Here is a 21,834-nt window from a genome sequence, read left to right as displayed (position 1 = left end):
GCAATGTCACGATTCGCTTCCGCCTGCCTGCTGGCCGGCATGATGACCGCTGCCTCGGTGGGTACCGCCGTGGCCGCTGAAGACACCGACCGTTACGCCTGGCTGGAGGACGTCACCGGCGACAAGCCGTTGTCCTGGGTCAAGGAACAGAACGCCAAGTCCGAGGCGCGCCTGGCGCAGACCCCGGCCTTCAAGCAGATGGAGACCAGCATCCGCGAGGTGCTCGACTCGGACGCCAAGATTCCCGGCGTGCAGAAGATCGGTGATTACTACTACAACTTCTGGAAGGACAAGCAGCACGAGCGCGGCCTGTGGCGTCGCACCACCCTGGCCGAGTACCGCAAGGCCTCGCCGACCTGGGAGACCGTGCTCGACCTGGATGCGCTGAACAAGGCCGAGAACGAAAACTGGGTCTGGCACGGCGCCGACTGCCTGCGTCCGGACTACAGCCGCTGCCTGATCGCGCTGTCGCGCGGCGGTGCCGACGCCGATGTCACCCGCGAGTTCGACCTGGCCAGCAAGAGCTGGATCAAGGACGGCTTCTTCCGCCCCGAATCGAAGGGCGGCCTGAGCTGGATCGACCGCGACACCGTGTTCGTCTACACCGATTTCGGCAGCGGTTCGATGACCACCTCCGGTTACCCGCGCGTGGCCAAGCTGTGGAAGCGTGGCACGCCGATGTCCACGGCCAGCCTGGTCTATGAAGGCAAGCCGGAAGACATGTACATCGCGGCGATGCACGATGACACCCCGGGCTTCGAGCGCAATCTGGTCAGCCGCACGCTGGCCTTCTACAACAACGAGATCTACCTGCGCGGCGACGACGGCAAGCTGACCAGGATCGATGCGCCGAACTCGGCCGAGAAGGGCCTGCACAAGCAGTGGCTGACCCTGGAACTGCGCGATCCGTGGACCGTGGGTGGCAAGACCTACGCCTCCGGCGCACTGCTGGTGACCAGGCTGGATGATTTCCTGGCCGGCAAGCGCGACTTCGAGGTGTTGTTCACCCCGACCGCGACCACCTCGCTGGCCAGCGCCTCGTGGACCAGGAACCACCTGGTGCTGAACGTGCTGGACGACGTCAAGAACCGCCTGTCGGTGCTGACCCCGACCGCCAAGGGCTGGCAGAAGAGCGACTTCGTCGGCGCGCCGTCCTTCGGCACCCTGGGCGTCAGTGCGGTCGACAGCAATGACAGCGATGCAGTGTGGCTGACCGCCACCGACTACCTGACCCCGACCACCCTGGCCATCGCCGACATCGGCAAGGCGCCGGAAGTGCTCAAGACCATGCCGGCGTTCTTCGATGCCGACGGCAAGGTCATTGAACAGCACTTCGCCACCAGCAAGGACGGCACCCGCGTGCCGTACTTCGTGGTGCACGACAAGGCGATGAAGCTTGATGGGTCCAACCCGACCCTGCTGTACGGCTACGGTGGCTTCGAGATCTCGCTGACCCCGTCGTATTCCGGTGGCATGGGCCGCGCCTGGCTGGAGAAGGGCGGCGTGTACGTGGTCGCCAACATCCGCGGTGGTGGCGAGTACGGCCCGCGCTGGCACCAGGCGGCGCTGAAGCAGAACCGTCACAAGGCCTATGAAGACATGGCTGCCGTTGCTCAGGATCTGGTCACCCGCAAGATCACCTCGGCCAAGCACCTCGGCGTGCAGGGCGGCAGCAACGGTGGCCTGCTCACCGGCAACATGCTGACCCAGTACCCGGAGCTGTTCGGTGCGGTGGTGGTGCAGGTTCCGCTGCTGGACATGAAGCGCTACAGCCACCTGCTGGCCGGCGCGTCGTGGATGGCCGAGTACGGCAACCCGGACACCAGCGACTGGGAGTTCATCAAGACCTTCTCGCCGTACCACCTGTTCGACGCGAAGAAGAGCTACCCGCCGGTGCTGTTCACCACCTCCACCCGCGATGACCGCGTACATCCGGGCCACGCCCGCAAGATGGCCGCGAAGATGATCGATGCCGGCAAGGACGTGACCTACTACGAGAACATCGAAGGCGGTCATGGCGGTGCGGCCAACAACGCGCAGGCTGCGCACATGTCCGCACTGGCCTACAGCTTCCTGTGGGAGCGGTTGGGCGGTAAATAAGCAGAACGGAAAACGCCGCCCCAGGGCGGCGTTTTTCGTTGGGCATTCGTTGAACGGTAGCGCCGGGCCATGCCCGGCGGCTCCCTTGCCGCGCTGCGCGCTCGCCGGGCACGGCCCGGCGCTACCGGAAATGTTTCAACCCGCGCGCAATCCGCTCCACCGCTTCCTGCAACCGCGGCACTTCCTGGGTATAGGCCAGGCGCACGTGCTGGTTCGATCGATGGAAACCGAAATCCAGGCCCGGGGTGAATGCCACGTGCTCGGTCTCCAGGAAATGCGCACAGAACGCCTGCGCGTCATCGGTGAACGCACTGACGTCGGCGTACAGGTAGAACGCACCCTGCGGCTCCACTTCGATGCGGAAGCCCAGTTCGCGCAGGGCCGGCAGCAGGAAGTCGCGGCGCTGCTGGAAGGCCTGGCGGCGCTGCTCGAAGATCGCCATCGCCTCTTCGCTGAAACAGGCAAGGGCTGCATGCTGGGCGATGCTCGAGGCGCTGATATACAGGTTCTGCGCCAGTTTCTCCAGGTCGCGTACCGCCGCCGGCGGCGCCACCAGCCAACCCAGTCGCCAGCCGGTCATGCCGAAGTACTTGGAGAAGCTGTTCAGCACGAACGCGCTGTCATCGACCTGCAGCACGCTGGCTGCATCCAGGCCGTAGGTCAGGCCGTGATAGATCTCGTCGACCACCAGGTGGCCGCCGCGCGCATGCAGCGACGTCGACAGTGCCGCCAGTTCATCGGCTGACAGCACGGTGCCGGTGGGATTGGCCGGTGATGCCACCAGCGCGCCGACGCTGTCGGCGTTCCAGTGCTGCTGCACCAGCGAAGGGGTCAGCTGGTAGGCCGTTTCGGGGCCCACCGGCACCAGTTGCGCACCGCCTTCCACCAGTCGCAGGAAGTGGCGGTTGCACGGATAGCCGGGATCGGCAAGCAGCCAGTGGCGGCCCGGGTCGACCAGCAGGCTGCTGGCCAGCAGCAGTGCGCCGGAGCCGCCCGGCGTGACCAGGATGCGGTCGGGGTCGATGTCCAGACCGTAGTGGCTGCGATAGAAGCCGCTGATCGCCTGGCGCAGGGCCGGCAGGCCGCGCGCGGCGGTGTAGCGGGTGTGGCCGGCGGCCAGCGCCGCCTGGCCGGCCCGCACGACCGGCTCGGCGGTGGTGAAGTCCGGTTCGCCGATCTCCAGATGGATCACATCGTGACCGGCCTGTTCCAGCACCTGAGCGCGGGCCAGCAGGGACATCACATGGAAGGGAGCGATTTCGTGGCTGCGCCGGCTGTAGCCCGGCGTGTGGGGCAGGGTACTCATGCCCACATGGTACGCCGCCGGTCCAGGTAGTGCCGGTCGCTGGCCGGCAACCGCATGGGTCTGTTTATCCCGAGGTTGCCGGCCAGCGGCCGGCACTAACGGCAGGCATGGCCACCATGACGATCCGCAGGGTTGCCCGCAGCCTCCCTGCAACCCAGACTCAGCCGCAAGGACGCCATTGCATTGCCGATCAAGGAGCCTTACTTCATGAAATCCACTCTCTGCCTGTTGCTTGCGAGCCTGATGACCAGCACCGCTACCGCCGCCACCCCGCCCGTTCCGCCGGATGTTGAGAAGCGTCCGCACGTGGTCAAGGCGCCGTTCGGCGCGACCCGCAACGATGACTATTACTGGCTGCGCGACGACAAGCGCGAGGACAAGGCCATGCTGGCCTACCTGCAGGCCGAGAACGCCTACGCCGACCAGCTGCTGGCACCGCTGAAGCCGCTGGAGGATGCGCTGTACGGCGAGATCGTCGGCCGCATCAAGCAGGACGATGCCAGTGTGCCGGCGCGCGAGCGCGGCTACTGGTACTACAGCCGCTACGAAACCGGCCAGGACTATCCCATCCATGCGCGCCGCAAGGCCAGCATGGACGCGCCGGAGGAAGTCCTGCTCAACGTCAACACGATGGCTGCCGGCAAGGGCTATTTCAGCGTCGGCTCGATGGAGGTCAGCCAGGACAACCAGCTGCTGGCCTGGGCCGATGATGACGTGGGCCGCCGCCAGTACGTCATCCGCTTCAAGGACCTGCGCACCGGCGCGGTGCTGCCGGACACGATCACCGGCACCTCCGGCGACCTGGTCTGGGCCGACGACAACCGCACCGTGCTGTACGTCGAGAACGATCCGGAAACCCTGCTGACCGTGCGGGTGAAGAAGCACGTGCTGGGCACCCCGGCCAGCGCCGACACCGTTGTCTACGAAGAAAAGGACGACAGCTTCTACATGGGCATCGGCCGCACCCGCGACGATCGCTTCATCACCATCGGCGTGCACAGCACCGTGTCCTCCGAAGAGCGCTACGCGCCGGCCAGCGACCCGACCACATTCACCGTGCTCGCCCCGCGCCAGCGCGACGTGGAGTACGACGCCGACCACTACGACGGCCGCTGGGTGATCCGCACCAACGATGGTGCGAAGAACTTCAAGCTGGTGACCGCACCGACCGATGCCACCTCGCGCGCGCAGTGGAAGGACTGGATCGCCCATGACGATGCAGTGTTCATCGAAGGCTTCGAACTGTTCGATACCTACACCGCCATCGCCGAACGTTCCGAAGGCCTGGAGCGCATCCGCCTGCTGTTCAAGGACGGTCGCAACGACTACGTGAAGGCTGACGAACCGGCCTATTCGATGGGCCTGGGCGACAACACCGAGGCTGACACCACGTGGCTGCGCTACGTCTACACCTCGATGACCACGCCGACCACGGTGTACGAACTGAACACCAGCAACGGCGAGCGTCGCCAGCTGAAACAGCAGCCGGTGATCGGCTATGACGCATCGAAGTACGAAACTGATCGCGTCTGGATCACCGCGCGCGACGGGGTGAAGGTGCCGGTGTCGCTGGTCTACCGCAAGGGCTACAGGAAGGATGGCACCGGCGCGCTGTTCCAGTACGCCTACGGCAGCTACGGCATGTCGATGGACCCGTACTTCAACCAGACTGCGGTGAGCCTGCTCGACCGTGGCGTGGTGTATGCCATTGCCCACATCCGCGGTGGCCAGGAAATGGGCCGCGACTGGTACGAGAACGGCAAGCTGCTGCACAAGCAGAACACCTTCAACGACTTCATCGACGTCACCCGTGGCCTGGTGGCACAGGGCTGGGCGGCGAAGGATCGTGTCGCCGCGTCTGGTGGCAGTGCCGGTGGCCTGCTGATGGGCGCCATCGCCAACCAGGCGCCACAGGACTACCGCGTGCTGGTGGCGCAGGTGCCGTTCGTGGACGTGGTCACCACCATGCTCGACCCGACCATCCCGCTGACCACCAACGAGTACGACGAGTGGGGCAACCCCGAGCAGAAGCCGTACTACGAGTACATGCTGTCCTACTCGCCCTACGACAACGTGAAAAAGCAGGCCTATCCGTCGCTGTTCGTGGGTACCGGCCTGTGGGATTCGCAGGTGCAGTACTGGGAGCCGGCAAAGTGGGTGGCCAAGCTGCGTGATGACAACACCGGCCACTTCCCGATCCTGTTCCGCACCAACATGGAAGCCGGCCACGGCGGCAAGTCCGGGCGCTTCCAGCGTTACCGCGAACTTTCCGAGTCGTATGCGTTCGTGCTGCAGCAGCTGGGCATCGAAACGCCCGCTGCCGGCGCTGCGACGGAATGACGCATCGTGGCGGCGGTGATATCGCCGCCGCCACCTGCGCTGGGTATCCTTGCGCGATGAGCCTGCCCGAACCGCCCGCCAGCAAGGACCTGCCAGCGCCCAGCCGGCCGGTGCGGTTCCGTTGGGCGTGGTGGCTGCTGGCCTATGCCAGCCTGGGTACCGGCATCGTCGGCATCTTCGTGCCGGGGCTGCCCACCACCGTATTCATCCTGATCTCGGCCTGGGCCGCCTCGCGCGGCTCCGAGCGCCTGCACGGCTGGCTGCTGCAGCACCCGCGTTTCGGCCCGGCCATTGCCAACTGGCAGGCACATGGTGCGGTGAGCCGCTACGGCAAGTGGATGGCCACGATCACCATGGCGGTGTGTGCCGGCATCATGCTGTGGTGCGTGCCGGTGGCCTGGGTGAAGTGGTTCTCCATCGGCAGCATGACCGTGGTGGCGATCTGGCTGTGGACCCGGCCGCTGCCACCGGCCGATTGATCTCTGCCGCCGGGCATGGCCCGGCGCTACCACGGTACCGGGATGCGGTAGCGCCGGGCCATGCCCGGCGGATGCGTTGCGCGGCACCCTGCACCAACCGCTCAGCCGCCAATGGCTATACTCGGGGCATGAACATCCCCCATCGCAATGTCATCCTGATTCCGCTGGCAGCGGCCTCGCTGCTGTTCCTCGCCGCGTGCGGCAACAAGGGCCCGCTGGTGCTGCCGCAGAAGCCGGTGCCGGTGGAAGAAACCGTCGAACCGGCCGCTGATGCCGACACCACGCCCGCTGCCACCCAGAGCACCGGTGACGGCAGTCCGTCCGTCACTCCGGATCCGGTCAAGAAGGTGGACGACGGGAATGAGTAAGGCCGGCTCCAACGGCCTGCGCTTCAGCAAGATGCACGGCGCGGGCAACGATTTCGTAGTGATCGACCTGCGCGACGGCACCCCGCCGCCCACCCCGGACCTGGCCGCGCGCCTGGCCGACCGCCATACCGGCGTCGGCTGCGACCAGATCCTGACCATCGAGCCGCCGCGTGCCGAAGGCTCCGTCGCCTCGTACCGCATCTGGAACGCCGATGGTTCCAATTCCGAGCAGTGCGGCAACGGCGCGCGCTGCATCGCTGCCTGGCTGGTGCGCGAGGGCAGTGCGCAGGGCGATCACTTCGTGATCGACAGCCCGCTGGCCAGCCACGCCGTGGATGTCCTCGGCGATGGCCAGTACGCGGTGGCGATGGGCGTGCCGCTGTTCGAACCGGCGCAGGTGCCGCTGATCGGCTTCGCCCACCCGCGCGAGGAATACCTGCTGCCACTGCAGGGTGAGACCGTGCGCTTCGCGGCGGTGTCGATGGGCAATCCACACGCGGTGATCGAAGTGGGCCTGGTCGACGCCGCACCGGTCGAGCGCGTGGGCGGATTGCTGCAGCAGCATGCCTCGTTCCCGAAGTCGGTGAACGTGGGCTTCGCCCAGGTGATGGGCCCGGAACATGTGCGCCTGCGCGTGTTCGAGCGCGGCGTGGGTGAAACCCTGGCCTGCGGCAGTGGCGCCTGCGCGGCTGCGGTGACCCTGATGCATCGCGGCCGCCTGCAGCGCGATGCGCGCATCAGCCTGCCCGGTGGCGACCTGCGCATCCAGTGGCCGGGCGATGGCCAGCCGGTGGTGATGGCGGGCCCGACCGCATTCGTCTTCGAAGGGGAGTGGATCGCATGACTGAGACCGTCGACAAGCTCGGTGCCCATGAAGTCGCCGCCTGGTTGCGGCGTCATCCGGGCTTCCTCAAGCAGTTCCCGGACCTGGCGCTGACCCTGGTGGTGCCACGCGATGACGGCCCGACCGCATCGCTGGCCAGCTACCAGCTGGAAGTGCTGCGCGAGAAGAACCGCGAGCTGGCGCGACGGTTGGCCGACCTGGGCGCGACCGCGCAGGTCAACGAGCGGCTGGCGGTGCGCACGCATCAGCTCACCCTGGCCTTGATGAAGCAGGACAATGCCGCCGATACGCTGCGCGCGATGGCGGCGTCGCTGCAGGAAGACTTCGCCGGCGATCTGGTGCGGCTGGTGGTGCATGCGCCGGTGGCCGGGCTGGAGCAGGCCGAGTGGCTGCAGGTGCTGGCTGCCGATGATGCGCAGCTGGGCCCGTTCCGCGACTGCCTGAAGGATGGGGAGCCGATCTGTGGCCGCCTGCAGAGCGACAAGAACGCGGTGCTGTACGGCGCGCGCAGCGAGGAAGTGCAGACCACCGCGCTGCTGCCGTTGCCGGGCGTTGGGCTGATCGCGGTGGGCAGCCATGATCCGAACCGCTTCTATCCCGGCATGGGCACGCTGTTCCTGCGGATGATGGGCGAGGCCCTGGTGACCGGGCTCAAGCGCTTCGCGGATTGAGCAGGACACGACGACGATGAGCGCGGTGCAGGCGTTCCTGCAGCACCTGCAGGTGGAGCGGCGGATGTCGGCGCATACGCTCGATGCCTACCGCCGCGACCTGGACGCATTGTCGGTGTGGGCCGAGCCCCGCGGCGTGGCCGTGGAGGCGCTGGATGCCGACGCGGTGCGCCAGTTCGTCGCCGACGAACACCGCCGTGGCCTGTCGGCCAAGAGCCTGCAGCGCCGGTTGTCGGCCTGCCGCAGCTTCTATGCCTGGCTGCTCAAGCATGGCCGTATCGAGGCCAGCCCGGCAGCGACGCTGAAGGCTCCACGTGCGCCACGACGGCTGCCGCAGGTACTCGATGCCGACGAAGCCGTGCAGCTGGTTGAACTGGAACCGGAAGGCGAGCTGGGTCGTCGTGACCGCGCGCTGCTGGAACTGTTCTATTCCTCCGGCCTGCGCTTGAGCGAAGTCTGCGCGCTGACCTGGCGCGATCTGGATTTCGCCAGTGGTCTGGTCAACGTGATGGGCAAGGGCAACCGGCAACGTCGCGTCCCCTTCGGAAAGCCGGCACGCGAGGCGCTGTTGACCTGGCGCAGCGAAAGCGGCGGTGGTGCCGCTACACCGGTTTTTCCCGGGCGCAACGGGCCGATCAGCCAGCGCGCGGTGCAGATCCGCATCCGCCAGCTGGCGCAGCGCCAAGGCCTGTTCAAGCACGTGCACCCGCACATGCTGCGGCACAGTTTCGCCAGCCACATCCTGGAATCCTCCGGCGACCTGCGCGGTGTGCAGGAACTGCTTGGCCATGCCGACATCGCCACCACGCAGATCTACACGCACCTGGATTTCCAGCACCTGGCCAAGGTCTACGATGCCGCGCATCCGCGCGCGAAACGACGCAAAGACCCGGCCGACAAGGGGGGGTAGCGCCGGGCCATGCCCGGCGAGCGCGCAGCGCGGGCTGCGTCGCATGCACGACACATGGATCGCACAGCCGCCGGGCATGGTCCGGCGCTACCGGAACGGCCGCCGCTTGATCTGGATCAGGGCAGTGCAGTGGTCGCCGGCGCATCGTGGCCGCAGGCCACGAAGAGATGCCGACCATGGCAAAGCCCATTCCGCTGCGTCCCAAGCACCCCGAGCGCATCTGCTGGGGCTGCGACCGTTACTGCGCCGCCGACGCACTGGCCTGTGGCAACGGCTCCGGCCGCACCCAGCACCCGATCGAGACGCAGGGTGAAGTCTGGTATGTGGCATGGGGCATCGAGCCCAATCCGGACCGGCCATCGCATGCCAAGCGCTGAACGGCAGCTATCGGCACGGGCTTGATCGCTTCGGCGGCTGTCCCCATGTCCCGTGAACAGCTATCGGAGGCCGCATGGACCCCAGTCAGAATCCCACCGTTTTCCACGCCACCACCATCGTCTGCGTTCGTCGCGGCGAGCACGTGGCCATTGCCGGCGACGGCCAGGTCACCCTCGGCCACACGGTGATGAAGGGCAACGCACGCAAGGTCCGCCGCCTCGGCCGCGATGGCCAGGTGCTGGCAGGCTTCGCCGGTGCCGCCGCCGACGCCTTCACCCTGTTCGAGCTGTTCGAAGCCAAGCTGGAAAAGCACGGCCAGCTGCAGCGTGCTGCGGTGGAACTGGCCAAGGATTGGCGCACCGAGCGTCGCCTCGGCAAGCTTGAAGCCCTGCTGGCGGTGGCCGACAAGGAAACCTCGCTGATCATCAGCGGCACCGGCGACGTGATCGAGCCGGAGGACGGCATCATCGCCATCGGTTCCGGTGGTTCGTATGCGCTGTCCGCTGCACGCGCGCTGATGGCGCACACCGAACTGGACGCACGCACCATCGCCAGTGAAGCGATCAACATCGCCGGCGACATCTGCATCTACACCAACCGCAACGTGGTGGTCGAGGAGCTGTGACGGGGAACCGTCACAGGCATTCCCGATCCGCCGGGCATGGCCCGGCGCTACCAACAATGAATCCGTGAGCACACCCATGCCGCACAAGATCGAAGTTTCCTCCGCCACCATGACCCCGCGCGAGATCGTGCAGGAACTGGACCGGCACATCGTCGGCCAGCATGACGCCAAGCGCGCGGTCGCCATCGCCCTGCGCAACCGCTGGCGCCGCATGCAGCTGCAGCCCGAGCTGCGCAACGAGGTCATGCCCAAGAACATCCTGATGATCGGCCCGACCGGCGTCGGCAAGACCGAGATCGCGCGCCGCCTGGCCACGCTGGCCAACGCGCCGTTCGTCAAGGTCGAAGCGACCCGCTTCACCGAAGTCGGCTACGTCGGCAAGGATGTCGAGCAGATCATCCGCGACCTGGCCGATACCGCCGTCAAGCTGTACCGCGAGCAGGCCAAGGTGCGCGTGCGCACGCAGGCCGAAGAGCGCGCCGAAGACCGCATCCTCGATGCGCTGCTGCCGCGCCGCAGTGGTGGTATCGGCTTCGACCCCGAGGCTGCGCGCAACGAACCGTCGGCGCAGGACAACGAGACCCGCATCAAGTTCCGCAAGATGCTGCGCAACGGTGAGCTGGACGATCGCGAGATCGAGCTCGACCTGACCGCCAACGTCAGCATGGACATCATGACCCCGCCGGGCATGGAGGAAATGGGCCAGCAGCTGAAGTCGATGTTCGCCAACCTCGGCGGTGGCGCCAAGGCGCACAAGCGCACGCTGACCATCAAGGCCGCGCGCCCGCTGCTGCAGGAAGAAGAAGCCGGCAAGCTGGTCAACGAGGACGATATCCGCACCGCCGCGATCGAAGCCTGCGAGCAGCACGGCATCGTGTTCATCGACGAGATCGACAAGGTCGCCAAGCGGGGTGATGCCGGCTCGTCTGGCGGTGATGTCTCGCGCGAAGGCGTGCAGCGCGATCTGCTGCCGCTGGTGGAAGGTTCCAACGTGTCCACCAAGTACGGCACGATCAAGACCGACCACATCCTGTTCATCGCATCGGGCGCGTTCCACCTGGCCAAGCCCAGTGACCTGATCCCCGAGCTGCAGGGCCGCTTCCCGATCCGCGTGGAGCTGGGTGCGCTGAGCAAGGCGGATTTCGTGCGCATCCTGACCGAACCGAAGGCTGCGCTGACCAAGCAGTACGAAGCGCTGCTGGCCACCGAAGGCGTCAAGGTCAGCTTCACCACCGATGCCATCGACCGCCTGGCCGAGATCGCGTTCCAGGTGAACGAGCGCCAGGAGAACATCGGTGCGCGCCGTCTGCACACGGTGCTGGAGCGCCTGCTGGATTCGCTCAGCTACGAAGCACCGGATCGCGATGGTGAAACCCTGGCCATCGACAGTGCCTATGTCGATGCACACCTGGGGGAGCTGGTGCAGGATCCGGACCTGAGCCGCTACATCCTGTAACCGGGAATGCGAAAAGGCCGCCGAGAGGCGGCCTTTTTCGTGGGCCGTGAGCGAAACCTGCGGGCGCCAGGGCCGGCATCCGGCAATCGAGGCTCCCTTCAGGGATCGTGTTGGAAAGCGCAGCCCGTGCTGACCCTGGTCATGCGATGGCCCAAGGGGTGAATACGCCGCGGAACCGCATCTTTCCAGAGGCAAGGCGGTCGTAGGCTTCTCCAGCCTGGTCCAGGCGGAATGTTTCGACCAGCGGCCTGACTTTGCCTTTTGCTGCGAGGCCCAGCACTTCGCCAAGGTAGTGCTGCCCGCCATGGGTCGAGCCGATGATGCGCTGGCGCATCATGTGGAATGGCACGCCCTCGGAGGAGATCGAGAACGGCTTGCTGAAATCCAGCCCGCACAGGACGATGCGGCCATCGATACGCAGTCCGTTCACGGCCTCTTCGGCCGAATTGAAATCATTCGTTGTCACCAGCAGGACGTCGGCACCGCCGATCTCTTTCAGTTCCTTGCCCGTACCGACCACATGGTCGGCACCCAACTGGATGGCCAACGCGCGCTTGTCCGCAGAGTGGGTAATTGCAATGGTCTCAAAGCCGCAGGCTTTGGACAGCTGCAGCGCAACGTGGCCCAGCCCGCCGATGCCGAGCACCGCGATCTTCTCCCCCGGCTGTGGTGCGGCATCCCGCAGGCCACTCCACGTCGTATAGCCCGCGCACATCATGGGCGCGGCATCCACGTAGGAAAGGCCGTCGGGCAGCAGGACCGTACCCTCCGCCGCGACGGCGATGTACTGGGCATGGCCACCCTGTGCGGCAAAGCCGGTTGTGCGCGGCGAGACGCAGTTCATTGCGGTCTGGCCGGTCAGGGGGCGGTTCTCGCGGCAATAGGGGCAGCGGCCACAGGCCGATTGCACCCAGGTGGTGCCTATGCGGTCACCGATGCGACGCGTGTGCACGCCGGCACCGATCTCGACGATTTCCCCGACAACCTCGTGTCCGGGTGTCTGAGGGTAGATGTCACCCCCGTAGCCCTGCGTCGCCCACACATCGGTGTAGCACATGCCCGAGGCATGAACCTTGACCAGCACCTGGCCCGGCTCTGGTCTGGGCACAGGAACGTCGTGGACTTCCCACGGCTTGTCCGGTCCAGTCATCACAACAGCTTTCATCGTGTCCATCGTCTTGAATCCTGTCTGGGGTGGACGTCTGGCCGCGCTGCGGCGTGGGGACGTTGTGGTGGCTGGAAGCGTAGAGCGGGGCTACTATCAAGACAATCGAGACAGTCTTTGATTCCATGATGAAGAAATTTCAGCAATCGGGCGGCGTGGATCTGACCGCGCTGAGCGCATTCCTGGCGGTCGCGGGGCAACGCAGCTTCCGGGCTGCGGCAGCCGAGCTGAACATCACGCCTTCTGCGATCAGCCATACGATCAAGGCCCTGGAGCAGCGATTGAATGCGCGCCTGTTCAATCGCACCACGCGAAGCGTGTCCCTGACCGATGCGGGTGAGCGCCTGGCCGGGAAGCTGCGACCGGCGATGGCGTCGATCGAGGAGGCGATCCTCGCCGTTGACGATGATCTCGGAGTTCCTCGCGGGACGGTCAGGATCAACGCCAGCGACGGCGCGATCCGGTTGGTGCTGCAGCCCGTGCTCGCCCGGTTTCTGCACATGTATCCGCAGGTGCACCTGGATATCGTCAGCGACGGGAGATTGGGCGATATCGTGTCGGAGGGATTTGACGCAGGTATCCGGCTCACCGAAGCGGTGCCCAAGGACATGGTCGCAGTGACGGTGACCGCACCGATGCGCTTTGCTGCTGTGGCGTCACCGGCCTATCTGGAGCGGCGCGGGCGTCCGCGTCTGCCTCTGGACCTGCATCAGCACGATTGCATCCGGTTCCGGTTCGAGAGCGGAGCCCTCTATCGATGGGAGTTCGAGAAGCGCGGCGTCAGTGAGCGGATCAATGTTGATGGCCCGATCACGCTGAGCGATCAACCGCTGATGGTTGAAGCAGCCATCGATGGCATCGGTATCGCTTTCGTTCCCGAACACCTCGCAGTTGAAGGGCTGGCCGATGGGCGCCTTGAACGCCTTCTGTACGATTGGTGTCCTGAATTTCCAGGACTCTCGCTCTATTACCCGGGGCACCGCCACGTCCCGCCAGCACTGCGTGCACTGATCGCGTTGATTCATCAGAAGGGGCCGGGCGCGCGCGACGGTTGAGCAACCGCCGCATCGTGCCGCCCTGACACTCGCGCGACATCACGCCGCGATGGCGACGGCGTCCAACGCGCTCACGCTTCCGGCAGCGGTTCCGGCACCGAACCCGGTACGAACACGCCTTCCTTCACGTAGGCGGCCAAGGTCATGTCCAGCGCCAGCATGCCATCGCGCTTGAGGTCCATCAGGTCCGGTTCGACCATCGCCCCGTGCAGCACGCCGAGCACGGTGGCGTGCAGCATGCGCGCGGCGATCTTCGGGTCGGCGCCGTCGCGCAGCTGGCCGAGGTCCTGGGCACGGCGCAGGGCGCGTTCCATCCGGTCGAGGGCATCGCGGAAGCCGGCCTGCTGCAGTTCGGTCAGTACCCTGGTATCAGCCGAGGCATCGCTGCGCAGCATGATGTCCATGGTCTTGCGCAGGCGCTCGTCCTCGGACAGCTCGATGAACGAGTGGATCATCACCGCGCGCAGATCGTGCACCGGGGTATCGCGTTGGTCGCTGGAGGTGCGCTCCAGTTCCTGCATGAAAGGCAGGTGTACCCGTTCGATCATCGCCGCCAGCACTTCGCCCTTGTTCTTGAAGTGCCAGTACACCGCGCCGCGGGTATAGCCGGCGCGGGCGCCGATCATCTCCAGCGTGGTGCGGGCGACGCCATGCTCGTGGAAGCAGGTTTCGGCGGCGTCCAGGATGCCTTCCCGGGTCGCCTGGGTGTCCTCTTTGGTCTTGCGGGCCATGAGTGGGTACGAGTTAGCGTGAAACGTGGCTGAATTGTACCGGTTTACAAACAAACACGCATGTATGTATATTTCCCTCCCATCATTCCCGTCGTGTGCGTGGCAGGCCTGCCCTGGCTCCCACTCCACCCGGGTGGGCGCTGTCCGCGCGGTCTCCGCTCCTGCAAGGGGAGGGTCCGTCGTATCAGCACCTGCTGAGATCCCTCCCTTCAAGAGCCATTCCCATCATGTTGCTGAGCCGAATCCGACCCTTCGCGTTGTCGCTGGCGATCGCTGCCACCGTCGCTGCCTGCGGCGGCCAACCCCAGGCGCCCGAACAGGGGCCGGGCCAGGTCAGCGTGGTCACGCTGAAGTCCGAAACCGTCGGCCTGACCCGTGAGCTGCCGGGCCGCACCAATGCCTTCCTGGTGGCCGAAGTGCGCCCGCAGGTCAACGGCATCGTCGCCAAGCGGCTGTTCACCGAGGGTGGGATGGTCAAGGCCGGCGAGCCGCTGTACCAGATTGAGGACGCCAGCTATCGCGCCCAGGCCAACAGTGCACGTGCACAGCTGGCCCGCGCTGAAGCCACCGCCAATGCGGCGCGGCTGAGCGCCAAGCGCATCACCGAGCTGGCCAAGGTCGACGCGGTCAGCCAGCAGGATCTGGAAAACGCCGTGGCCGCGCAGAAGCAGGCCGAGGCCGATGTCGGCGCCGCCAAGGCATCACTGGATGCCGCCAACGTGACCCTCGGTTATGCGCGCATCACCGCGCCGATCAGCGGCCGCATCGGCAAGTCCAGCGTCACCCAGGGCGCGCTGGTCAGCGCCGGCCAGGCCACTGCACTGGCGACCGTGCAGCAGCTGGACCCGATCTACGTCGACCTCACCCAGTCGTCGGCCGAGCTGCTGCAGCTGCGCCGCGAACTGGCCGCCGGCCGCCTGCAGGACAACCAGCAGACGCCGGTCAGCATCCTGATGGAAGACGGCAGCACCTTCGAACACAAGGGCACGCTGGAGTTCTCCGAAGTCAGTGTCGATCCGGCCACCGGCAGCTTCGCGCTGCGGGTCAAGGTCGACAACCCCGACGGCCTGCTGATGCCGGGCATGTACGTGCGCGCGGTGATCGGCGGCGGCGTGCGCAGCGATGCGGTGCTGGTGCCGATGCAGGGCATCGCCCGCGATCCGAAGGGCGATACCAGCGCGATGGTGGTCGGCAAGGACAACAAGGTCGAAGTGCGCCCGGTCAAGGTCAGCCGCACCGTCGGCGACAAGTGGCTGGTCGAGGACGGCCTGAAGGCCGGCGACAAGGTCATCGTCGAAGGCCTGCAGAAAATCGGCCCGGGCATGCCCGTGAATGCCACCGAACAGGGCGTCGCCCCGGCCAAGCCGGCCGCCGCCCAACCTGCAGCTACGGCCGCAGGCGCGAAGTAAGCGGAGAACCCCATGGCACGTTTCTTCATCGATCGACCCATCTTCGCGTGGGTCATCGCGATCATCATCATGCTCGCCGGCGGCCTGGCCCTGTTCAAGCTGCCGATCTCGATGTACCCCAACGTCGCACCGCCGGCGGTGGAAATCAGCGCCAGCTACCCGGGTGCTTCGGCCAAGGTGGTCGAAGACTCGGTGACGCAGATCATCGAGCAGAACATGAAGGGCCTTGATGGCCTGATCTACTTCTCCTCCAACAGCTCGTCCAACGGCCAGGCCACCATCACCCTGACCTTCGAGAGCGGTACCAACCCCGACATCGCCCAGGTGCAGGTGCAGAACAAGCTGCAGCTGGCGATGCCACTGCTGCCGCAGGAAGTGCAGCGGCAGGGCATCAACGTGGCCAAGTCCAGTTCAGGCTTCCTGAACGTCATCGCGTTCGTGTCCGAAGACGGCAGCATGGATGCCAACGACATCGCCGACTACGTCGGTTCCAATGTCGTGGATCGTCTCAGCCGCGTGCCGGGCGTGGGCAACATCCAGGTGTTCGGTGGCAAGTACGCCATGCGCATCTGGCTGGACCCGAACAAGCTGCACACCTACGGCATGTCGGTGCCGGAAGTGGTCGCTGCGGTGAAGGCACAGAACGCGCAGGTGGCCATCGGCCAGCTGGGTGGTGCGCCGTCGGTGAAGGGCCAGCAGCTCAACGCCACCATCAACGCGCAGTCGCGCCTGCAGACCCCGGAACAGTTCCGCAACATCATCGTGCGCGGCGCGCAGGACGGTGCCGAACTGCGTCTGGGCGATGTTGCCCGCGTCGAGCTGGGTGCCGAGTCGTACGACTTCGTCACCCGCTACAACGGTCAGCCGGCCAGCGGCCTGGCGGTCACCCTGGCCACCGGCGCCAACGCGCTGGATACCGCTGCCGGTGTCGATGAAACCCTGAAGGAACTGGAAGGCTTCTTCCCGGCCGGCCTGAAGGCCGAGATCCCGTACGACACCACCCCGTTCGTGCGCGTGTCGATCAAGGGCGTGGTGCAGACCCTGCTCGAAGCGATCGTGCTGGTGTTCGTGGTGATGTACCTGTTCCTGCAGAACTTCCGCGCCACCCTGATCCCGACCATCGCCGTACCGGTGGTGCTGCTGGGTACCTTCGGTGTGCTGTCGGTGCTGGGCTTCTCGGTGAACATGCTGACCATGTTCGCGATGGTGCTGGCGATCGGCCTGCTGGTGGACGATGCCATCGTGGTGGTGGAGAACGTCGAGCGCATCATGTCCGAAGAGGGCCTGTCGCCGCTGGAAGCCACCCGCAAGTCGATGAGCCAGATCACCGGTGCGCTGGTGGGCATCGGCCTGGTGCTGTCGGCGGTGTTCGTGCCGATGGCCTTCATGAGCGGCTCCACCGGCGTGATCTACCGGCAGTTCTCGGCGACGATCGTGTCGGCGATGGCGTTGTCGGTGCTGGTGGCCATCGTGCTGACCCCGGCGCTGTGCGCGACCATGCTCAAGCCGCTGAAGAAGGGCGAGCACCATGTCGCCCACCGCGGTTTCGCCGGTCGCTTCTTCAACGGCTTCAACCGTGGCTTCGACCGTACCAGTGAAAGCTACCAGCGCGGCGTGCGCGGCATCCTGCATCGCCCGTGGCGGTTCATGGGCATCGTGGCCGCGCTGTTCCTGCTGATGGGCGTGCTGTTCGTGCGCCTGCCCAGCTCGTTCCTGCCCAATGAAGACCAGGGCGTGCTGATGGCGCTGGTGCAGGCGCCGGTGGGTGCAACCCAGGAGCGCACGCTGGAATCGATCGCCGCGCTCGAAAAGCACTTCATGGAAAACGAGAAGGGTGCCGTCGAATCGGTGTTCTCGGTGCAGGGCTTCAGCTTCGCCGGCATGGGCCAGAACGCGGGCATGGCCTTCGTCAAGTTGAAGGACTGGAAGGATCGTGACGCCGACAATGGCGTGATGCCGATCACCGGACGTGCGATGGCTGCACTGGGGCAGATCAAGGATGCCTTCATCTTTGCCTTCCCGCCGCCGGCCATTCCGGAGCTGGGTACGGCTTCGGGCTACACCTTCTTCCTGAAGGACAACAGCGGCCAGGGCCATGAGGCATTGCTGGCGGCCCGCAACCAGCTGCTCGGCCTGGCGGCCGGCAGCAAGAAGCTGGCCAACGTGCGTCCGAACGGCCAGGAAGACACTCCGCAGTTCCGCATCGATATCGATGTGGCCAAGGCCAGCTCGCTGGGCCTGTCGATCGACCAGATCAACACCACCCTGGCCACCGCGTGGGGCAGCTCGTACATCGATGACTTCATCGATCGCGGCCGCGTCAAGCGCGTGTTCGTGCAGGCTGACCAGCCGTTCCGCATGGTGCCGGAGGACTTCGATCTCTGGTCGGTGAAGAACGACAAGGGCGAGATGGTTCCGTTCAGCGCCTTCGCCAGCAAGCATTGGGATTACGGTTCGCCGCGCCTGGAACGCTACAACGGCGTGTCGGCCACCGAAATCCAGGGCGAACCGGCCCCGGGCGTGGCGTCCGGTGATGCCATGGCCGAGATTGAACAGCTGGCCAAGCAGTTGCCGGCGGGCTTCGGCGTCGAGTGGACGGCGATGTCCTACCAGGAACGCCAGGCGGGCTCGCAGACGCCGCTGCTGTACACGCTGTCGCTGATGATCGTGTTCCTGTGCCTTGCCGCGTTGTACGAAAGCTGGAGCGTGCCGACCTCGGTGCTGCTGGTGGCGCCGCTGGGCATCCTCGGTGCGGTGCTGGCCAATACCTTCCGTGGCATGGAGCGCGACATCTATTTCCAGGTGGCGATGCTGACCACGGTGGGCCTGACCAGCAAGAACGCGATCCTGATCGTCGAGTTTGCCAAGGAGCATCTGGAGAAGGGCGCAGGGCTGATCGAAGCGACGATGCACGCCGTGCGCGACCGTCTGCGCCCGATCATCATGACCTCGCTGGCCTTCGGCATGGGCGTGTTGCCGCTGGCGATCTCCAGCGGTGCCGGCTCCGGCGCCAAGCAGGCGATCGGCACCGGCGTGCTCGGCGGCATGGTGGTTGGCACCGTACTCGGCGTGTTCTTCGTACCGCTGTTCTTCGTCGTGGTGCAGCGCGTGTTCAAGAAGCGCAACGCCACCGAGTGATGACAACCGGTAGCGCCGGGCCATGCACGGCGCTACCACCGTGACCCCCAAGGTGTCGCTATGAAATTCTCTTCTCTTGCAGTATCCCTCGCCACCGCGCTGGCGCTCAGCGCGTGCGGCACCCTGGCGCCGAAGAACACCGCAGTGGCCCCGGCCATTCCGTCGCAGTGGCCGGCGGAAGCCGCGCAGGGCGAAGTGGCCGATGCGGCCGCGGTCGGCTGGCGCGATTTCTTCACCGATGAGCGCCTGCAGCAGGTGATCGGCCAAGCGCTGGACAACAACCGCGACCTGCGCGTGGCCGTGCTCAACGTCGAGAAGGCGCGCGGCCAGTACCGCGTGCAGCGCGCTGACCGCGTACCGGGCGTGGCCGTGACCGGGCAGATGGACCGACGCGGTGGCGACGTACCGGTGACCGAGCAGTTCAGCGCGGGCGTCGGCGTGGCCGAGTTCGAACTGGACCTGTTCGGCCGCGTGCGCAACCTGAGCGAAGCGGCGCTGCAGCAGTACTTCGCCGTAGCCGCCAACCGCCGCAACGCGCAGCTGAGCCTGGTGGCCGAGACCGCTACCGCGTGGTTGACCTACGGCGCCGATCAGCAGCGCTTGGCGATCGCCGAAGCAACGGTGAAGACCTATGAGGATTCGCTGCGCCTGGCCGAAGCACGCCATGAGCGTGGTGGCAGTTCGGCGCTGGAACTGACCCAGACCCGCACCCTGGTCGAGACCGCACGCACCGATGCCGCGCGTCTGCGTGGGCAGCTGGCCCAGGACCGCAACGCGCTGGCGCTGCTGGCCGGTGGCCAGTTGGATCCGGCGCTGCTGCCGGACAGCATCGCGCCACAGGTACTTGCGCTGGCACCACCGCCGGCCGGCCTGCCCAGCGACGTGCTGCTGCAGCGCCCGGACATCATGGCGGCGGAACATCAGCTGCTGGCCGCCAATGCCAACATCGGTGCCGCACGCGCCGCCTTCTTCCCCAGCATCTCGCTGACCGGCAGCATCGGCAGTGGTTCGGGTGAACTGTCGGGCCTGTTCGACAGCGGCACGCGGGTGTGGAGCTTCCTGCCGAAGATCACCTTGCCGATCTTCCAGGGCGGCAAGCTGCGCGCGAACCTGGCGGTGGCCAACGCCGATCGCGATATCGCGCTGGCGCAGTACGAAAAGTCGATCCAGAGCGGTTTCCGCGAAACCGCCGATGCGCTGGCATTGAATGTCAGCCTGGATGAGCAGGCCGCCTCGCAGCAGCGCCTGGTGGAAGCGGCCGAGCAGGCCAACCGCTTGTCGCAGGCACGCTATGACGCCGGCCTGGACAGCTTCGTCACCCTGCTGGATGCACGTCGTACCGCCTACAACGCGCAGCAGACCCAGCTGCAGACGCAGCTGGCGCAGCAGTCCAACCGCATCACGCTGTACAAGGTGCTGGGCGGCGGCTGGCACGAGCGCGGGTAAGCCGCGCCTCTGGTAGGTGCCAACCTGCCGCGCCTCTGGTAGGTGCCAACCTTGGTTGGCACAGGGCCAGCCGACTGCGCTGACGCATCCGTGCCAACCAAGGTTGGCACCTACCGGAGCAGGTCAAGATTGGCGTGGGTCAGTCAGGCCAAGCGTCACCGTCACACCGCTTCGTCGTCCCGCCGCTCGGTGCGGCAGGCGCGTACCCGCGTCAGCGCGTCGCCGGCTTCGCGCGCCATCCTCTCGTACTCGGCGCGGATCTCTTCCAGACGCTCTTCGTCCAGCTCTTCCAGGTCCAGCAGCTCGTTGTTGGCCTCGGCAGTGGCGCGGATCAGTTCATCCAGCTTGATCTGCATCGCCGCGGTGTCCGAGTTCTGCGTGTGCTGGATCAGGAACACCATCAGGAAGGTGATGATCGTGGTGCCGGTGTTGATCACCAGCTGCCAGGTATCGTTGAACTTGAATATCGGGCCGCTGATGCCCCACAGCACGACGATCGACACCGCAGCCAGGAAGGTCCACGGCGAGCCGGTGGCGGCCGCGGCCTTCTTGGCGATCGTATTGAACAGGTTCCTTGCGCTCATCGTCATCGTTCCACTGGAATGATGACGATCATCGGCACGTGGCCGTGCAGGTGCCGTGCAGTCGAGCGTGGGCTCAGGCGAGCAGGCGCGGTGCTTCCTGGCTGCGCACCGGGCTGGCCAGGTAGACGTGCTGCCAGCAGCGTTCGACGAATTCGCGGGCCTGCGCTTCGGTCATGCGCGGCATGATCTGCAGGGCGTACTGGGTCTGGAACAGCTCATCGCGCTGCGCATTGCTTGCGCGTGGTTGGGTGATCAGCGAATCACAGGCGAACTTGATCCACGGCACATAGGTGCCGAACGAGGTGTGCGCGAGTGCGCCATCGGCGTGCTGGCGGCGCCAGTAATCCAGCTCCGCATCGACATTGATGACCGGGGGAATGGCGGGAACTTCAGCGTGCATGACGATCCAATCGGTTGAAGGTGAAAGGGAGTGGGGCCCGTTACAGTCTGGCCCGGACGGTGGTGCATGCCGCGTCAGCGCGATGTGCAGCCAGCGTGGCGATGGCGCAGCAGTTGTGCATGTTCAACCGCACCCAGGCGTTCGGCCATGGCGGCCATCGCATTGCACAGGTGCACCAGGTCGCGGGGATGGTCGAGCAGCAGATCCTGCTGCATGTCCTGGTAGGCGCTCCAGAACGGGGCACTGCGCTTGTGCAGTGCGTATTGCTGCTGCAGTCGGTCCCAGATCACGGCCAGGGCCGGGTCGCTGGGAGGACGTACGGCATGCGCTTGCATGGTCGTCTCCAAGCCGGGGCGGGGGCCCCGGTTGCATTCCACCCTAGACGTGGCTGCGAAGCAGGATGTTAGTGGCGCGTGTTGACTACACGCA

At 66.0% G+C, this 21,834-nt stretch carries 20 protein-coding genes; 14 read left to right on the top strand and 6 right to left on the bottom strand.

Annotation, left to right across the window (positions count from 1 at the left end; genetic code table 11):
- Positions 1 to 3 precede the first annotated feature (3 nt).
- Positions 4 to 2,100 carry a prolyl oligopeptidase family serine peptidase gene (locus GIW57_RS08755; protein WP_236510062.1) on the top strand — a complete coding sequence of 699 codons (2,097 nt, stop codon included), beginning with the start codon at positions 4 to 6 and terminating at the stop codon, positions 2,098 to 2,100.
- Between the two features lie 121 nt (positions 2,101 to 2,221).
- Here the strand turns inward: GIW57_RS08755 and GIW57_RS08750 are convergent, their stop codons facing one another.
- A complete protein-coding gene (locus GIW57_RS08750) occupies positions 2,222 to 3,406 on the bottom strand; it encodes a pyridoxal phosphate-dependent aminotransferase (protein ID WP_236510059.1) in 1,185 nt (394 codons plus the stop codon).
- A gap of 207 nt (positions 3,407 to 3,613) precedes the next feature.
- Between GIW57_RS08750 and GIW57_RS08745 the strand changes: the two genes are divergently transcribed.
- The 9 genes from GIW57_RS08745 (at position 3,614) to hslU (ending at position 11,477) form a co-directional block, all read left to right on the top strand.
- Complete coding sequence (locus GIW57_RS08745) at positions 3,614 to 5,746, top strand: S9 family peptidase (protein WP_100462409.1); 2,133 nt, start codon at positions 3,614 to 3,616, stop codon at positions 5,744 to 5,746.
- Between the two features lie 56 nt (positions 5,747 to 5,802).
- Entirely contained in the window at positions 5,803 to 6,225 is a 423-nt protein-coding gene (locus tag GIW57_RS08740; protein ID WP_236510057.1) for a YbaN family protein, read from the top strand.
- 128 nt (positions 6,226 to 6,353) lie between these two features.
- Positions 6,354 to 6,593: a lipoprotein gene (locus tag GIW57_RS08735; protein WP_089238116.1), complete on the top strand. Its 240-nt coding sequence runs from the start codon at positions 6,354 to 6,356 to the stop codon at positions 6,591 to 6,593.
- A complete protein-coding gene (dapF, locus tag GIW57_RS08730; protein ID WP_100462413.1) occupies positions 6,586 to 7,437 on the top strand; it encodes a diaminopimelate epimerase in 852 nt (283 codons plus the stop codon). Before GIW57_RS08735 ends, dapF begins: the two co-directional genes overlap by 8 nt.
- Positions 7,434 to 8,108, top strand: coding sequence for a DUF484 family protein (locus tag GIW57_RS08725; RefSeq protein ID WP_100462415.1), 675 nt, complete (start codon positions 7,434 to 7,436; stop codon positions 8,106 to 8,108). The genes dapF and GIW57_RS08725 overlap by 4 nt, the downstream gene beginning before the upstream one ends.
- A gap of 16 nt (positions 8,109 to 8,124) precedes the next feature.
- Positions 8,125 to 9,018, top strand: a complete 894-nt coding sequence (gene xerC, locus GIW57_RS08720) for a tyrosine recombinase XerC (protein WP_100462418.1) — start codon at positions 8,125 to 8,127, stop codon at positions 9,016 to 9,018.
- A gap of 176 nt (positions 9,019 to 9,194) precedes the next feature.
- Entirely contained in the window at positions 9,195 to 9,395 is a 201-nt protein-coding gene (locus GIW57_RS08715; RefSeq protein ID WP_236510055.1) for a DUF3079 domain-containing protein, read from the top strand.
- A gap of 74 nt (positions 9,396 to 9,469) precedes the next feature.
- Positions 9,470 to 10,021 carry an ATP-dependent protease subunit HslV gene (hslV, locus tag GIW57_RS08710; protein WP_025877284.1) on the top strand — a complete coding sequence of 184 codons (552 nt, stop codon included), beginning with the start codon at positions 9,470 to 9,472 and terminating at the stop codon, positions 10,019 to 10,021.
- Positions 10,022 to 10,097: 76 nt separating this feature from the next.
- Complete coding sequence (gene hslU / locus GIW57_RS08705; RefSeq protein WP_089236974.1) at positions 10,098 to 11,477, top strand: ATP-dependent protease ATPase subunit HslU; 1,380 nt, start codon at positions 10,098 to 10,100, stop codon at positions 11,475 to 11,477.
- Between the two features lie 139 nt (positions 11,478 to 11,616).
- Here hslU and GIW57_RS08700 read toward each other — a convergent pair whose 3' ends face one another.
- Complete coding sequence (locus tag GIW57_RS08700; RefSeq protein ID WP_236510052.1) at positions 11,617 to 12,651, bottom strand: alcohol dehydrogenase catalytic domain-containing protein; 1,035 nt, start codon at positions 12,649 to 12,651, stop codon at positions 11,617 to 11,619.
- 116 nt (positions 12,652 to 12,767) lie between these two features.
- On the opposite strand from GIW57_RS08700, the gene GIW57_RS08695 reads away from it, so the two are divergent.
- Positions 12,768 to 13,697 (top strand): LysR family transcriptional regulator, encoded by a 930-nt coding sequence (locus tag GIW57_RS08695; RefSeq protein ID WP_329605747.1) that lies wholly within the window; start codon positions 12,768 to 12,770, stop codon positions 13,695 to 13,697.
- Between the two features lie 71 nt (positions 13,698 to 13,768).
- Here GIW57_RS08695 and GIW57_RS08690 read toward each other — a convergent pair whose 3' ends face one another.
- Positions 13,769 to 14,428 carry a TetR family transcriptional regulator gene (locus GIW57_RS08690; RefSeq protein ID WP_236510046.1) on the bottom strand — a complete coding sequence of 220 codons (660 nt, stop codon included), beginning with the start codon at positions 14,426 to 14,428 and terminating at the stop codon, positions 13,769 to 13,771.
- Between the two features lie 227 nt (positions 14,429 to 14,655).
- Between GIW57_RS08690 and smeD the strand changes: the two genes are divergently transcribed.
- From smeD to smeF, 3 genes are read left to right on the top strand one after another with little or no spacing between them, the layout of a single operon-like run.
- Positions 14,656 to 15,837 carry a multidrug efflux RND transporter periplasmic adaptor subunit SmeD gene (gene smeD, locus GIW57_RS08685; RefSeq protein ID WP_236510043.1) on the top strand — a complete coding sequence of 394 codons (1,182 nt, stop codon included), beginning with the start codon at positions 14,656 to 14,658 and terminating at the stop codon, positions 15,835 to 15,837.
- Positions 15,838 to 15,849: 12 nt separating this feature from the next.
- Positions 15,850 to 18,975 carry a multidrug efflux RND transporter permease subunit SmeE gene (gene smeE / locus GIW57_RS08680; protein WP_049463852.1) on the top strand — a complete coding sequence of 1,042 codons (3,126 nt, stop codon included), beginning with the start codon at positions 15,850 to 15,852 and terminating at the stop codon, positions 18,973 to 18,975.
- A gap of 60 nt (positions 18,976 to 19,035) precedes the next feature.
- Positions 19,036 to 20,421, top strand: coding sequence for a multidrug efflux RND transporter outer membrane subunit SmeF (gene smeF / locus GIW57_RS08675; protein WP_100553589.1), 1,386 nt, complete (start codon positions 19,036 to 19,038; stop codon positions 20,419 to 20,421).
- 161 nt (positions 20,422 to 20,582) lie between these two features.
- On the opposite strand, the gene GIW57_RS08670 is transcribed toward smeF, so the two are convergent.
- The 3 genes from GIW57_RS08670 to GIW57_RS08660 all read right to left on the bottom strand — a co-directional run bounded on the left by GIW57_RS08670 (position 20,583) and on the right by GIW57_RS08660 (position 21,740).
- Entirely contained in the window at positions 20,583 to 21,005 is a 423-nt protein-coding gene (locus GIW57_RS08670) for a low affinity iron permease family protein (protein WP_025877275.1), read from the bottom strand.
- A gap of 73 nt (positions 21,006 to 21,078) precedes the next feature.
- Positions 21,079 to 21,405: a hypothetical protein gene (locus GIW57_RS08665; protein WP_236510040.1), complete on the bottom strand. Its 327-nt coding sequence runs from the start codon at positions 21,403 to 21,405 to the stop codon at positions 21,079 to 21,081.
- Between the two features lie 74 nt (positions 21,406 to 21,479).
- A complete protein-coding gene (locus GIW57_RS08660) occupies positions 21,480 to 21,740 on the bottom strand; it encodes a hypothetical protein (protein ID WP_100462428.1) in 261 nt (86 codons plus the stop codon).
- Positions 21,741 to 21,834: the final 94 nt, after the last annotated feature.

This window comes from Stenotrophomonas sp. PA-6-5C, assembly GCF_021605635.1.
Taxonomy (GTDB): Bacteria; Pseudomonadota; Gammaproteobacteria; order Xanthomonadales; family Xanthomonadaceae; genus Stenotrophomonas; species Stenotrophomonas lactitubi.
This window is presented reverse-complemented; position numbering and strand designations above follow the sequence as displayed.